Origin of the sequence: Streptomyces fuscigenes, from assembly GCF_021556455.1 — a bacterium.
Classification (GTDB): Bacteria; Actinomycetota; Actinomycetes; order Streptomycetales; family Streptomycetaceae; genus Streptomyces; species Streptomyces fuscigenes.
Window position 1 is genome coordinate 1 of the sequence record NZ_JAKGCV010000116.1, and the last position, 13,584, is coordinate 13,584.

Below are 13,584 nucleotides of genomic sequence, written 5' to 3' on the forward strand. Positions count from 1 at the left end.
GGCTGCTGCTCGCCGTCCCGTCGCGGCCTCCGGTGGGGCGGTCACGGCAGTCGCCGCCGCCCTCGCCTGCGCCGCCCTCGCCGCGGCGGCCGGGCCGCGCCCCGAACTCGCCGTGTGGCTCCTGCTCGCACCCGTCGCGGCGCTCCTGTTCCTCGTGGACCGTGCCGTGCACCGGCTGCCCGACCTGCTGACCCTGCCGCTCGCCGCCGCCGCGCCGCTGCTGCTGGGTGCCGCCGCGCTCGTCCCGGGCCACGGCGGGTCCTGGAGCGGTGCGCTGCTCGGCGGACTCGTCCTCGGCGCGGGCTACTTGCTGCTGCTCCTGATCAACCCGCGCGGGCTCGGGTTCGGAGACGTCAAGCTCGCGCTGCCGCTCGGCTGCGTCCTCGGCTGGTACGGCTGGCCCGTCCTCTTCGCGGGGGCGTTCCTCGGATTCCTCGCCGGTGCGCTCTACGGGCTCGGGCTGATGGTGCTGCGCGGGGCCGGACGGGGGACGGCGATCCCGTTCGGCCCGTTCATGATCGCGGGCGCCTGGGCGGGGCTGCTGCTGGGCGGCCTGGCGGCGTAGTCCCCCGTACGGCTGCGACGCCGTGCGCCCGGCGTTCCCTCTCCGGCGTCCGCCGACGCGGCAGAGGCGTCCGCCCGCGGCGCCCGGCGGCCGCCTCTCCCGAGCCGAGTCACCGGTCGGCGTTCGACGCCCTACGCTGGGGGAGAGGCAGGAAACCGCGAGGTTTCCCATGTCCCGCGGCGTACCGGCCAGGCTTCCGGTTCCGTTCGCGGAGCCGACACGGCCTGGCCGTGCCTCAGGGGCAGTGCCTCCTCTTCGAGAGAGGAAGAAGCCCGGACTATGGATATCAACGGCTCGGCAGCCTTCGTGACGGGCGCCAACCGCGGACTCGGCGCCCAGTTCGTCCGCACTCTCGTGGGATCCGGCGCACGCAAGGTGTATGCGGCGGCCCGCGATCCCCGCACCGTCGAGGCCGGCGACGCTGTCGTCCCGCTGCGGGTCGACGTCACCGACCACGGCTCGGTGGCGGCGGCCGCCGAGGAGGCGCGCGACGTCACCCTGCTGATCGACAACGCGGGAATCGACACGTTCACCGGCGCCCTCGACGGCGACCTGGACGCGTACCGCCTCGAGTACGAGACCAACGTGCTGGGGACCCTCGACGTGGTGCGCGCCTTCGCGCCGGTGCTCGCGGACAACGGCGGCGGGGCGATCCTCAACGTCCTGTCCGTGCTCTCCTGGGCCTCACTGCCGGCCGAGACGGCCTACGGCGCCTCCAAGGCCGCCGAGTGGTCCGTCACCAACGCCCTGCGCCTGGAGCTGGCCGACCAGCGGACGCAGGTGACCGCCCTGCACGTCGGCCGCATGAACACCGACATGATCGCCGGGCGGGACGTCGAGGATCCGGCCGACCCGGCGGAGATCGCCAAGATCGCCCTGGACGGCGTCGAGCAGGGCCGCACGGAGGTCGTCGCGGACGCCTTCACCCGGCAGGTCAAGGCCGGGCTCTCGCAGGGCGTCGAAGCGCTCTACCCGCAGCTCGCACGGGGCTGAGGGCTGCGTATCCCGGACGGGGCGCTCCACTTTCCGGCCTCCCCCCGGCGCCCCCCGGCGCGGCACCGTTCTCCGCGGCGGTGCGGCCCCGGACGGCGGCTGCCGAGACCCGTACGCAAATACGCTCGCGCGGGGCCCCGGACGGGTGCCAGCATCCTCGGCATGTCCGAGGAGAGCGACCGATCGGCCGACGAGGCCCAGCGCATGCCCGACGGAGACAACGGCGCCGACGGCACGCCGCGGCGGAGGCCGCAGCACGCCCCGCACAGCTCCCCGTCCGCGCCCGCCGGCCCGGACGCCCTGGGCGACCGGGGCCCCTCCCAAGGCGACCGGGGCCCCCTCGGCCGTCCGCGCTCCTTCGACGAGCTGCTCGCCGAGGCCTCCGCCGTCTCCGTCGACGGATGGGACTTCTCCTGGCTCGACGGCCGCGCCACCGAGGAGCGCCCGCCCTGGGGCTACGCGGGGCTGGTGGCCGAGCGGATGGCCCGGGCCCGCGCGGCGCTCGACATCGACACCGGTGGCGGCGAGGTCCTCGCCGGGGTCCCCCGGCTGCCCGCACTGACCGCCGCGACCGAGTCGTGGCCGCCGAACGTGGCCCGTGCGACCGCGCGGCTGCACCCCCGTGGCGCCGTCGTCGTGGCCACGCGGGAGGGCGAGGCCCTGCCGTTCGCGGACGCCGCCTTCGACCTGGTCGTCAGCCGGCATCCCGTACGGGCGCGGTGGGACGAGATCGCGCGGGTGCTGGAGCCCGGCGGCACGTACCTCTCGCAGGAGGTCGGGCCCGCGTCCGTCTTCGAGCTGGTGGAGTACTTCCTCGGCCCCCGGCCCGCCGAGGCCCGCGGCACGCGGGACCCGGCTGCCGCACGGGCCGCAGCCGAGGCCGCGGGACTCGTGGTGACCGACGTCCGCACCGCGGACCTGCGCACCGAGTTCTTCGACGTCGGCGCGGTCGTCTACTTCCTGCGCAAGGTGATCTGGATGGTGCCCGGCTTCACCGTCGGGGCGTACCGGGAGCGGTTGGCCGAGCTGCACGCCGACATCGCCCGCCGCGGTCCGTTCACCGCCACGACCACCCGGTTCCTGATCGAGGCACGCAAGCCTGACGGCGGCAAGCCGGACGGCGCGTGAGCGGACCCCCGGCGACGCGTGAGGCGCGGGCCGGGGTGAGGCCGTCCCGGCCTTCGGGCGGCGGTCCGGTCGCGCGAGACCGTCCCGGCTTACGGGCGGCGGAGGGGTCGCGCCGGCTCCAAGGGGGAGGCTCCCGGCGGAGTCGTGGCGATCTCCCGGTGGCGGCCGAGGCGGGCCCGCGACGCTCCCCGGACGGAGCCTCCGGTCCGCACGTCAAGGCGGGTGTCCGGCCTCCATCGCTCCTGAGGGTTACGACACGCCCGCCGCGACCGCGGGGTGCGGAACGGCCCGGAGACCGCCCGGAGGCCGTAATTCCAAGGCCACACGGGGCATTCGAGCGCCTCCGGAGCGTCAACCTTCGGCTCCATGGGTCCCCACTTCCCTCACGAAGGGTTATGGTGGAACTCCCCCCCTCGGGCCGGTCCGTATCCCCCCCACGGACCGGCCCGTTTTTTGTGTCCGGGGCCCGCCGCCCCCTCCGGCGCCCGGGAACGAGTCCCCAGCCGCCCGGAGCGGACGCCCCGCCCGAGCGCCGGCACGCACCCCGCACCCCCGCACCCCGCCCTGCGCCCGCGCCCCCCGCCAACGGCCGAGGGCCGGCGCCCACCCCCTGACGGGTGGAGCGCCGGCCCTCGGCCGATCATGCGGAAGGGGCTGCCGCGCGGGCTCCTTCGTGTGTCACGCGGTCGGAGCGGGTGTGCGCACCCGCCCTCCCCGCTCACGCGGGCGGAGCGGCGCGTCGCGCGCTCCCGCCGGGGTCAGCTGCGGCCGGCCCAGATGTTCGTGCCCTCGGTGTCCACCGCGAAGCCGTCGATCTCGGTCAGCTCCTCGGCGGTCAGCGGCGCGCCCGACAGGGCCGCCACGTTCTGCTCGACCTGCTCGACCTTCGACGCGCCGATGAGCGCCGAGGTCATGCGCGGGTCGCGCAGCACCCACTGGAGCGCCAGCTGGGCGAGCGACTGGCCCCTGCGGCGGGCGATGTCGTTCAGGCCGTTCAGGCGGCGGGTGACCTCGTCGGACAGCAGCTTCGGGTCCAGCGACTTGCCCTGGGTGGCCCGGGAGCCCTCCGGGATGCCCTTCAGGTACTTGTCGGTGAGCAGGCCCTGCGCGAGCGGCACGAAGGAGATGCAGCCCATGCCCGCGCTCTCCAGCGTGTCCAGCAGGCCGTCGTCCTCGGTCCAGCGGTTGATCATCGAGTACGAGGGCTGGTGGATGAGCGCCGGCACCCCCATGTCCTTCAGGATCGCCGCCGCCTTGGCCGTCGTCTCCGCGTCGTACGAGGAGACACCGACGTACAGCGCCTTGCCCTGCTGGACGGCGGACGCCAGCGCGCCCATCGTCTCCTCCAGCGGGGTCTCCGGGTCGGGGCGGTGCGAGTAGAAGATGTCGACGTAGTCCAGGCCCATCCGCTTCAGGGAGGCGTCCAGCGACGACAGCAGGTACTTGCGGGAGCCCCACTCTCCGTAGGGGCCCGGGGTCATCCGGTAGCCGGCCTTCGTCGAGATGACGAGCTCGTCCCGGTAGGGGGCGAAGTCCTGCGCGAAGAGCTTGCCGAAGTTCAGCTCGGCGGAGCCGGGGGGCGGGCCGTAGTTGTTGGCCAGGTCGAAGTGGGTTATCCCCAGATCGAAGGCGCGGCGCAGGATCGCGCGCTGCGTCTCGAGGGCGAAGTCGTCGCCGAAGTTGTGCCACAGGCCGAGGGAGACGGCGGGCAGCTTGAGCCCGCTGCGGCCCGTGCGGCGGTACTCCATGGAGTCGTAGCGCTGGTCGGCTGCAATATAGAGGGAAGAATCAGTCACACGTCTTTCCTTATCACGGACTTGTGACAGACCGGGTTGGGTGACCGTGCCGTGCGCGCAGTAGTGTGACGGCTTCGGGGCCCCGCCGCGGCCCTGTTGCTCCGGCTTGCCGGCCCTTGGAGCTGTCGCGGCTCGCGGGCGACCCCCACACGACGGATGAGGTGGACCCAGTGAACCTGCGCGACCTTGTGTACCGGCTGTACGCCCACCGGGTCGAGCGGCGTCTCGACCTTTCCCAGGGACCCAAGCACATCGGCGTCATCCTCGACGGGAACCGCAGGTGGGCCAAGGCGTCGGGCGGTACGACGGAGCAGGGGCACAAGGCGGGCGCGAGCAAGATCCAGGAGCTCCTCGGCTGGTGCTCCGAGACGAACGTCGAGGTCGTCACCCTCTGGCTGCTGTCCACGGACAACTTCGACCGGCCCGAGGAGGAGCTGAAGCCGCTGCTCGGGATCATCGAGGACGCGGTGCGCGACCTCGCGGCCGACGGCCGCTGGCAGGTCCACCACGTCGGCACCATGGACCTGCTGCCCGCCGGGACGCAGCTGGTGCTGAAGGAGGCCGAGCAGGCCACCGTCGGCAACAAGGGGATACTCGTCAACGTCGCCGTCGGCTACGGCGGCCGGCAGGAGATCGCCGACGCCGTCCGCTCGCTGCTGCACGACCACGCCGCCAAGGGCACCTCGTACGAGGACCTGGCCGAGATCGTCGACATCGACATGATCTCCTCGCACCTCTACACCCGCGGCCAGCCCGACCCCGACCTGGTCATCCGCACCAGCGGTGAGCAGCGGCTCTCCGGTTTCATGCTCTGGCAGAGCGCCCATTCGGAGTACTACTTCTGCGACGTCTTCTGGCCCGCCTTCCGCAAGGTCGACTTCCTGCGGGCCCTGCGCGACTACGCCGCCCGGCACCGCCGCTACGGCGGCTGACGGCCCCGGAATCACGGGCCGGACGAGGGCCCGAGGTGCGCCGTCCCGGCACCCGCGGCGAGGCACGCGCGGGGCGGCGGACCGTGCAGCGACACGCACCGTTCACCCGCTGTGTGTCATATGCCGTGGCATGGCCGCGCCCCGAACAGGGAATAGACCTTCCAGGTCGGCGTCCGGAACGTACTGACCGGCCCCTCGCGGGGCAGGTCGGCGGGCGTCGTTTCCAGCGGACGGCAGGCAGCCGTCCGCCCGGGAGGCCCTTTGCACCAGGACGACCGAGCGGTGAGACGCCCGGGCGACGTGGAGGGCCGGAGCTCGGCCCGCGCAGGGGCCAGGAGCCCGGCCCGCCCGCCCGCGACGCCGTCGCATCCCCGACCTCATCCGAGGGGGTTCGTCCTTCCGTGGTGAACAGCTCGAAGCGCCGCTCCGACCGGCGCACCTATGTACTCGACACCAGCGTCCTCCTGGCCGACCCAGGCGCCATGTCCCGCTTCGACGAGCACGAGGTCGTGCTCCCGATCGTGGTGATCACGGAGCTGGAGGCCAAGCGGCACCATCCGGAACTCGGATACTTCGCCCGGCAGGCGCTCAGGCTGCTGGACGACTTCCGCATCCGGTTCGGCCGCCTCGACGCGCCCCTCCCGATCGGCGACATGGGCGGCACGCTCCGCGTCGAACTCAACCATTCGGACCCGGGCGTGCTGCCCGCGGGCTTCCGGCTGGGGGACAACGACTCGCGGATCCTCGCCGTCGCCCGCAACCTGCAGGCCGAGGGATACGACGTCACCGTCGTCTCCAAGGACCTCCCGCTGCGGATCAAGGCGTCGTCGGTGGGACTCCTCGCCGAGGAGTACCGGGCCGAGCTGGCGATCACCGACTCCGGCTGGACCGGCATGAGCGAGTTGACGCTCTCCGCCGAACAGGTCGACCTCCTCTTCTCCGAGGACACGCTCCACGTCCCGGAGGCGGCCGACCTGCCGGTCCACACGGGCCTGGTGCTCCAGTCCGAGCGGGGCAAGGCCCTCGGCCGGGTCGGCGCGGACGGTGACGTGCGCCTGGTGCGCGGCGACCGTGAGGCGTTCGGCATCCGCGGGCGCAGCGCCGAGCAGCGCATCGCGCTCGACCTGCTCCTCGACCCGGACGTCGGCATCGTCTCGATGGGCGGCCGGGCCGGTACGGGCAAGTCGGCGCTCGCGCTGTGCGCCGGCCTGGAAGCCGTACTGGAGCGCAGACAGCACCAGAAGGTGATGGTCTTCCGCCCGCTGTACGCGGTCGGCGGGCAGGAACTCGGCTACCTGCCGGGCACCGAGGCCGAGAAGATGAGCCCGTGGGCCCAGGCCGTGTTCGACACGCTGTCGTCGTTCGCGGGCCGCGAGGTCATCGACGAGGTGCTGGAGCGGGGCATGCTGGAGGTCCTGCCGCTCACCCACATCCGCGGCCGCTCCCTGCACGACGCCTTCGTCATCGTCGACGAGGCCCAGTCCCTGGAGCGCAACGTCCTGCTGACGGTGCTCTCGCGCATCGGCTCCGGCTCCCGCGTCGTCCTCACCCACGACGTGGCGCAGCGCGACAACCTGAGGGTCGGCCGCTACGACGGAGTCGTCGCCGTGGTCGAGAAGCTGAAGGGCCATCCGCTCTTCGCGCACGTCACGTTGACGCGCTCCGAGCGGTCGCAGATCGCCGCTTTGGTGACGGAGATGCTGGAAGACGGACAAATCTGAGCGCTCGAACACGCCCACAGGGACGACGCCGCCCGGCAAAGCCAAGGAGCTTAGCCGGGCGGCGTCGTGCTGTGCGGTATTTCCACAATCCCGTTGGGGCAAACGGGGTGTGAGCTTTCCCACGCAACTGGGAATTGCCCTGCGGCGTCGCCTTCCGGCAGAGTCTTGCTTCCGTCAGGCCCCGCATGCGGCACAGCAACACCAGGCGTTCCGGCGCCCCCACAACTCAACACCCGCCGCCGCATGCCGCCCGAGTACCTCGCGGCGGTCCCCCGAGGACCGTCCACCGGGCCCGTGCCTCCCGTGACCCAGCAGTGCGGAGGCCAGTGCCAGGGGCAAGATCGCGCCCGCGGGGTCACCTGTGCGGGCGATGCTGGAAGGACACCGTGTGAGCCGGATCTCGGTTCGGGGATTCGCAGTGGCATCGGCCACCGCGGTCACCACCGTCGGCGCTGTCGTGGGTGTCGCCTCGGGCGACCCTCAGCACGCTTCGACAGACAACCTTGAGACGACCGCTTCGGACGCCACCCTGTTGGCGGACATCCCCTCGGGTCAGCAGGCACAGGTGCTGACCGCGTCGCTCGCCCAGCAGGCCAGCGCCCAGTCGGCGGCAGCCGACCAGGCGTCCCTGAAGAACGCGGAGGAGCAGGCCCGCATCCAGGCCGCGCACAACGCGAAGGCCAAGAAGCAGGCGGCCGACGACAAGGCCGAGGCGGCCAAGAAGGCGAAAGAGGCCAAGGAGGCCGCGGCCAAGGCCAAGGCGGAGCAGAACTCCATCAAGTCCGCCTCCGCGTTCGCGGTGCAGAGCTCGTACTCTGCCTCCGCGGTGCAGGCGATGGCCCGGCAGATGATGCCGGCCGACCAGTTCCAGTGCTTCAGCAACATCGTCACCCGCGAGTCCGGCTGGAACTACACCGCCACGAACGCCGGTTCCGGCGCCTACGGTCTGGTGCAGGCCCTGCCCGGCTCGAAGATGGCCTCCGCGGGCGCCGACTGGCAGACCAACCCGGCCACCCAGATCAAATGGGGCCTCAACTACATGGACAGCCGCTACGGCAGCCCGTGCGGTGCCTGGTCCTTCTGGCAGGCGCACAGCTGGTACTGAGCAGGACCGGGACCCCGCCCGCCCGGCGGGAGGTCCCGCTCCGGGCACCCCCGGATTCTCCTCCGGTTCCCCGCTCAACTCCGCGAAGCCCCCCTCCGTCCTTCGGTGGGGGGCTTCGTCCGTGTACGGTCGGTCCCGAAACGGTCCCCAGGGGGGCGAGTGGGGAGCCGGCCGGGGGAAAGAAGGAACGCATGTCGAGAGTGCCTTCGTGGCTGGGCCGAACGGTCGGGGAACTGACCAGGCTCGGCCGCCGGTTCGATGAACGCAGGGCCGAGGCGGAGGCGCAGCACGCCCCGCCCGCCGACGCGCCGCGCGAGCCGTCCCGTATCCCGCCCCCGCCCGATTACGCGCCGTCCGTCGCGGCGAAACCCGACCCGGTCGCCGCCATCCCCTGGGGTGTGCGGGTCGCCGTCGAGGCGGCCTGGCGGCTGCTGATCCTCGCCGCGACCGTCTGGGTGCTGATGCGGGTCGTCAGCGCCGTGCGGCTCGTGGTCCTCGCGTTCGTCGCGGCGCTGCTGATCACCGCGCTGCTCCAGCCGACCGTCGCACGCCTGAAGAGGCACGGCGTCCCCCGGGGCCTGGCCACCGCGCTCACCACCCTCGCGGGCTTCGTGATCCTCGGCCTGATCGGCTGGTTCGTGGTCTGGCAGGTGTCGGAGAACATCGGCAACCTGTCCGACCGGCTCACCGACGGCATCAACGAGTTCAAGCACTGGCTGCTCAAGAGCCCGTTCCACGTGACGGACAAGCAGATCAACGACATCGCGGCCAACCTGAGCAACGCGATCGGCACGAACAGCAACGAGATCACCTCGGCCGGGCTGCAGGGCGTCACCGTCATCGTCGAACTGCTCACCGGGCTGTTCCTCGCGTTCTTCTCCACGATCTTCCTGCTCTACGACGGGCCCCGGATCTGGCAGTGGTTCCTCAAGCTCGTCCCGCAGCAGGCGCGCGACGGGGTCGCGGGCGCCGGGCCGCGCGCCTGGCACACGCTCACGGCGTACGTCCGCGGCACCGTCATAGTCGCGATGATCGACGCGATCTTCATCGGCCTGGGCGTGTTCTTCCTGGGAGTGCCGCTCGCGGTGCCCCTCGGTGTGATCATCTTCCTGGGCGCGTTCGTGCCGCTGGTCGGCGCGGTCGTCTCCGGAGCCCTGGCGGTGGTCGTCGCGCTGGTCACGCAGGGCGTGTTCACGGCGCTGATCGTGCTGCTCGTGGTCCTCGCCGTGCAGCAGATCGAGGGCCACATCCTCCAGCCGTTCATCCTCGGCCGGGCCGTACGGGTGCACCCGCTCGCGGTCGTCCTGTCGGTCGCCGCGGGCAGCCTCATCGCGGGCATCGGCGGCGCCGTGGTGGCCGTTCCGCTGGTCGCGGTCACCAACACGGTGGTCGTCTACCTCCGCGCGTACGCCCGGGAGCAGGCGATGCGCGGCTCGCGCGGGCCGCACGGCGCGACCGCCGTCTCCATCGCGCCGACCGCGGCCCCGCCGCCCGCCGTGCCGCCCGCACCCGGATACGCCCCGGCCACCGGCCCGACCCTGCGCGACTGGCTGCACACCCCGCGGCGCACGGACGGCCCCGGCACCTGGGCGTACGGGCACCGGCCGCGGCCCGCGGTGGAGCCGGAACGCACGCCGGTGCGGCAGCTGGCCGTGGGTGCCGCCATTTCCCTGCTCGCGACGCTGCTCCTGTGGTCGCTCGTCTCGAACGGCTACCTCGGCAGCTTCTGGATCTGGCCCCTGCTCGTCCTGACCCCGGACTCCTGGCCCGGCACGCCCACCGGCAACAACGCCATCAGCATCTACAACTTCTTCCTCCTGCTCGTCATGATCGTGGTCTTCGGCCGCCTCGGCCGCTGGCCCGAGCTGCTGCGCCGCGTCTTCGGCCGCCGGCCCGAGCCCCGGGGCGAGGAGGCCCCCGCCGAGGCCGCGCCCGCGCCGGAGGCGGACCCCGCCGAGTGGCCCGAGCTGCGTGCGGCGGGGCAGGGCGAGCTGGCCGGGCGGCTGGCCGCCGAGGTCCGCGACGGGCGGATGAACGACGTGGACTTCACCCGCATCCGGCGGGCCTGGACTTCCGTGCGGGCCGATCCGGGCCGGCTGGCGGCGTTCGCCGAGACGGTGCGGCGCGACGGCGCGGCAGCGTGTGTGCACCCGTCCGGCCGCCGGGACCTGCCGGTGCGCGCGGCGCGGCACGACCTGCTGACCCGTCAGGTCAGGCTCGGCACGGTGCAGGACGGTGAGCGCAACCCGTACGGGCGGCGCGGGACCGGTCTCGCGCTCGAACCTGCGCTGCTGGGCACCTCGCTGCTCGCGGTCGGCCCGCCCGGTTCCGGCAAGACGCGCGCGCTGGTGCGGCCGGTCGTCGAGTCGCTGGCACTGCAGGCGCTGGCCGGTCAGGCGGCCGTCGTCGCGGTGTGCGCGGCGGGGACGCCGCTCGGCCCGGACGACGCGTACGACGTGGTGGTGCGGATCGGCGACCCGCAGTCGGCGTACGACCTCGACCTGTACGGCGGGACGGGCGACCCGGACGAGGCGGCCGCGGTCCTGGCGGAGGGCCTGGTCGGCGACCTGGCCGACACGGACAGCCGGCGCGCGGCCACGGCGCTCGCGCAGGTTCTCGGGCCGTTCCGGGCGGCGCACGGCCGGCTGCCCTCGGTGCCCGAGCTGCGGGAACTGCTCGACGGCACACCCGAGGCGGTCGAGGCGCTGCGGACCGCGCTCGACGCCGGCGGCCACCGGGCCATGCGCCGCGAACTCGACGCGCGGGAGCGCCAGTCGGCCGCGCCGGGCGACCCGGGCCGGGCACTGGCCGACCGCGTCGCGCTGCTCGACCGGCCCGCCTTCGCCGGGTTCTTCGACACGACCGGCGGCACGCGGCTGTTCTCGCTGCGGACCCTGGAGCACCCGCTGCGGGTCCGCGTCGACCTGCCGGAGCGGGGGCACGGCGAGGCGTCCCGGGTTCTCGCGCGGCTGCTGCTCGCGCAGTTCACCGCGAACGCGGCCGTGCGCGGCGACCATTCGCTCTTCGCGTGCCTCGTCCTGGACGACGCGACGCGCACGCTCACCCCGGAGACCCTGCGGGGCGTGCAGCGGCTGCGCTCGGTCAACGCGGGCGCCGTGCTGACGCTGCGGACTCTGGACGACGTGCCGGAGGCCCTGCACACGGCGCTGCTGGGCGCGGTGGGCTGCCGGATGGCGTTCGCCGGGATCACGACGTGGGACGGCAAGCGCTTCGCGGAGGCGTGGGGCACCGAGTGGGTGGAGTCGAAGGTCGTCACGCAGCGGACGGTCTTCGCGGACCAGCCGCTGACCCGGGCGATCCACTCGTTCCGCAAGCTGGTCACGGGAAAGGCCGTGACGACGGACGCGGTGACGGTGCGCCAGGTCGAACGGGAGCGCTGGTCCGCGTCCGACCTCGCCCACACCGTGCCCGCGGGACACGCCGTGCTCTCGCTGCGCACGGTCGCCGGGGACCACGCCCCGCCGCTCCTGGTGGACCTGCGCGGCTGAACGGCCCCGCTCGGTGGCACGGTATGCGCACCGGGAGCCGGCTCGTCGTTCGACCGTCGGGGCAGCGGCAGCCTCGGGTTCCCGTCGGTCGCGTCCTCGGGTCTCCGTCGGGGCAGCCCTCGGGTTCGCGTCAGGGCAGCGTCGGGTGCGCCTTCTCGTGGGCGTCGAGTTCGTCCGGCGTGCCGGGAAAGGCGGGACCGCATCCGGTCGGCAGCCGCTCCACGACCATGGCGACGGCTTGCGCGGCCGTCTCCGCCGGCCCCACGGCCTGCGAACGCGAAGGGCCCGAGACCCAGTAGCCGCCGTCGGCCGCCGGCTGGATATAGGGGATGTCCCACGTCCACCGCGGTTCGGTGCACCGGCTGAAGTGCAGTTCGGACATGCCGGTCCACGGGAACAGCTGCCGCAGTCTCGGCTCGGCGTAGGCGAGGTCCAGCAGTTCCGGCCGCACGCGCCCGACGGCGCGGACCGCTCGCCAACCCGCTTCGGTCCTGTCCTCGCTCGATCGATTCGTCGTCATCGAGCCATCATCCACGCCGCGGCCTCCGCGCACTGCGGGAGTCGCGCGACTGGACGGCTCCGCGTTCCGGCCGGCGACCCGCGCGACGCAACGGCATCGCGCACCCGGCCGCCGGGCCGGGAGCCCCGTCCCGCGCCGATCCCGAACCTGCTCCGGCTCCCCTCTCCCCGCACCGAAGGGGCGGAGAGCGAGGAGCCGGAGCAGAGGCACCGCGCCGAGGGGGTGCGCTTGGTTCCTGGGACCCCCGTCAGCCGAAGTACGCGTCGAAGGTGTCGGCGAAGGCGTTGCCGCCGAACACGTCCCAGTTCACCGACCACGCCATCAGGCCGCGCAGGTCCGGCCAGGTGCCGTGCGGGGTGTAGCCGCCGCATTCGGTCTTCTTCGTCAGGCAGTCCAGGGTCTGGGTGACCGCGGCCGGGGCGATGTAGCCGCCGCCCGCGTTGACGGAGGCGGGCAGGCCGATCGCCACCTGGTCGGGCCGCAGGGCCGGGAACACCTTGCTCGCGTCCCCCGCCACCGTGAAGCCCGTGAGCAGCATGTCCGTCATCGCGATGGGGAAGTCGGCGCCGCCCATGGTGTGGTACTGGTTGTCGAGCCCCATGATCGGGCCGGAGTTGTAGTCCTGGACCGTCAGCAGCGTGAGGTCGTCGCGCAGCGCGTAGATCACCGGGAGGTACGCCCCGGCGCGCGGGTCCTGCGCCCCGGAGGCACCGGGTCCGTAGAACTGGTGGCCCAGCTGCACGAAGAACGTCTCGGGGGCCATCGTCAGCGTGAAGCCGCTGCCGTACTTGGCCTTCAGCGTCTTGAGGGCGGAGATCAGGTTGACGATCGCCGGGGTGGTGGGGCTGCGGAAGTCGGAGTCGCCCGCGTTCAGGGAGAGCGAGTCGTTCTCGAAGTCGATGTCGACGCCGTCGAGGCCGTAGGTGTCGATGATCTTCGACACGGACGCGACGAAGGTGTCGCGGGCGGCCGTCGTGGTCAGCTGCACCTTGCCGTTGGCCCCGCCGATCGAGACGACCACCTTCTTGCCCTCGGCCTGCTTGGCCTTCACGGCCGCCTTGAACGCGTCGGCCGATTCCACGTTCGCGCACTCGGAGGCCGGGCAGAGGCTGAAGTCGATCTGGCCGGAGGTCGGCGAGGTCGGCTCGGCGAAGGCCAGGTCGATCACGTCCCAGGAGTCCGGGACGTTCGCGAGCGGTATGTAGCCGGAGCCGTTGGCGAAGCTGGCGTGCACGTAGCCGACGAGCGCGTGGGACGGCAGCGCGGCCGGTGCGGCGGCCTCGGCGGCGGGGGCCGCGGCCCGGGCGGCGGGGGC

Annotated in this window: 10 protein-coding genes; 7 read left to right on the forward strand and 3 right to left on the reverse strand. The window is 73.0% G+C overall.

The genetic code is table 11. The features are described from left to right. From L1885_RS12480 to L1885_RS12490, 3 genes are all read left to right on the forward strand, one after another. Window positions 1-565, forward strand: a 565-nt coding sequence (locus L1885_RS12480; RefSeq protein WP_235797137.1) for a prepilin peptidase, incomplete at its 5' end; no start/stop codon positions are given. 279 nt (window positions 566-844) lie between these two features. Next, window positions 845-1,558 (forward strand): SDR family oxidoreductase, encoded by a 714-nt coding sequence (locus tag L1885_RS12485; RefSeq protein WP_235797138.1) that lies wholly within the window; start codon window positions 845-847, stop codon window positions 1,556-1,558. Window positions 1,559-1,762: 204 nt separating this feature from the next. Further along, on the forward strand, window positions 1,763-2,686 hold the full coding sequence (locus tag L1885_RS12490) for a class I SAM-dependent methyltransferase (protein ID WP_372481929.1): 924 nt from the start codon (window positions 1,763-1,765) through the stop codon (window positions 2,684-2,686). Window positions 2,687-3,444: 758 nt separating this feature from the next. Here L1885_RS12490 and mgrA read toward each other — a convergent pair. Then, a complete protein-coding gene (gene mgrA, locus L1885_RS12495) occupies window positions 3,445-4,482 on the reverse strand; it encodes an L-glyceraldehyde 3-phosphate reductase (protein ID WP_308117316.1) in 1,038 nt (345 codons plus the stop codon). A 170-nt stretch (window positions 4,483-4,652) separates the two neighbouring features. On the opposite strand from mgrA, the gene L1885_RS12500 reads away from it, so the two are divergent. From L1885_RS12500 to L1885_RS12515, 4 genes are all read left to right on the forward strand, one after another. Further along, window positions 4,653-5,414 carry an isoprenyl transferase gene (locus L1885_RS12500; RefSeq protein ID WP_235797146.1) on the forward strand — a complete coding sequence of 254 codons (762 nt, stop codon included), beginning with the start codon at window positions 4,653-4,655 and terminating at the stop codon, window positions 5,412-5,414. Window positions 5,415-5,815: 401 nt separating this feature from the next. Beyond that, a complete protein-coding gene (gene phoH2 / locus L1885_RS12505) occupies window positions 5,816-7,135 on the forward strand; it encodes an RNA 5'-3' helicase PhoH2 (protein WP_235797140.1) in 1,320 nt (439 codons plus the stop codon). A gap of 388 nt (window positions 7,136-7,523) precedes the next feature. Next, window positions 7,524-8,240 carry an aggregation-promoting factor C-terminal-like domain-containing protein gene (locus L1885_RS12510; RefSeq protein ID WP_443732427.1) on the forward strand — a complete coding sequence of 239 codons (717 nt, stop codon included), beginning with the start codon at window positions 7,524-7,526 and terminating at the stop codon, window positions 8,238-8,240. Between the two features lie 191 nt (window positions 8,241-8,431). Next, window positions 8,432-11,749, forward strand: coding sequence for an AI-2E family transporter (locus L1885_RS12515; protein ID WP_235797142.1), 3,318 nt, complete (start codon window positions 8,432-8,434; stop codon window positions 11,747-11,749). A gap of 130 nt (window positions 11,750-11,879) precedes the next feature. On the opposite strand, the gene L1885_RS12520 is transcribed toward L1885_RS12515, so the two are convergent. Both L1885_RS12520 and L1885_RS12525 read right to left on the reverse strand, forming a co-directional pair. Further along, window positions 11,880-12,269 carry a DUF6193 family natural product biosynthesis protein gene (locus tag L1885_RS12520; RefSeq protein WP_235797143.1) on the reverse strand — a complete coding sequence of 130 codons (390 nt, stop codon included), beginning with the start codon at window positions 12,267-12,269 and terminating at the stop codon, window positions 11,880-11,882. Between the two features lie 247 nt (window positions 12,270-12,516). Continuing rightward, on the reverse strand, window positions 12,517-13,584 hold a 1,068-nt coding region (locus L1885_RS12525), incomplete at its 5' end, for a chitinase (protein WP_235797144.1).